Consider the following 652-nt stretch of genomic DNA (forward strand, 5'->3'; position numbering starts at 1 on the left):
CATGTTCCACCTAATCTAATAGTAAGTTACTTTAGTAAATTAGGTGGCTTGGTCGAACTATAAGCCATTCAAGCAGGACAAATAACAGCTGGCTATTTGCTCCTTCGTCGCTTATTTTAGCCAACTATTATTTGCTTCTTAATGGGGCGTTATATGGCTTACTTAATTTTGAAGCATGAATTTAGATAACTATAAAAAACTAAAGTTTAAATATAAATTAATACTAGATATGAGTGTTCTGTCTAGCATTTTAATTGGCTTTTCAATAGGTGTTACTTTTATGTACATGTATGCTAGTTACCTAGGTTTAGACGTATATGCACCTGATACTGGGGATGATAATTTATTCGAAGCTACTATGTTTTTTTCAGCCTTAAGTATTGTTATGATTTATTTAATTCAAGCAGTTATAATATGTAAATATAGAAACTGGACGGCTTCACAATTTACAGATAGATTTCTTAAATGTAAAAATTACCCCTCACACTGGATGAAAGAAAAAGAGTAAGTATGGTTGTGCAACAGCCATATAACAACACGCCCTGAGGTGGACAACTAGTAAAATTTAGCTATTTATTGCAAATTTTAACAGTGGTGATCCTCTTCGTTTTAATGCTTCTAAATATTTTGATTCGTTGTAGGGCGTCTTCGT

1 protein-coding gene is annotated in these 652 nt (G+C 32.5%); it reads left to right on the top strand.

Annotated elements, in window-relative coordinates:
• Window positions 1–175: 175 nt before the first annotated feature.
• A complete protein-coding gene (locus H4J75_RS20010) occupies window positions 176–508 on the top strand; it encodes a hypothetical protein (RefSeq protein WP_182252181.1) in 333 nt (110 codons plus the stop codon).
• Window positions 509–652 lie beyond the last annotated feature (144 nt).

It is taken from the genome of Colwellia sp. BRX10-1 (assembly GCF_014077545.1).
In the GTDB taxonomy this organism is placed as follows: Bacteria; Pseudomonadota; Gammaproteobacteria; order Enterobacterales; family Alteromonadaceae; genus Colwellia_A.

Coding starts and splice junctions, on each gene's coding strand:
- H4J75_RS20010 (WP_182252181.1), top strand. CDS start 176: ATGAATTTAGATAACTATAAAAAACTAAAGTTTAAATATAAATTAATA.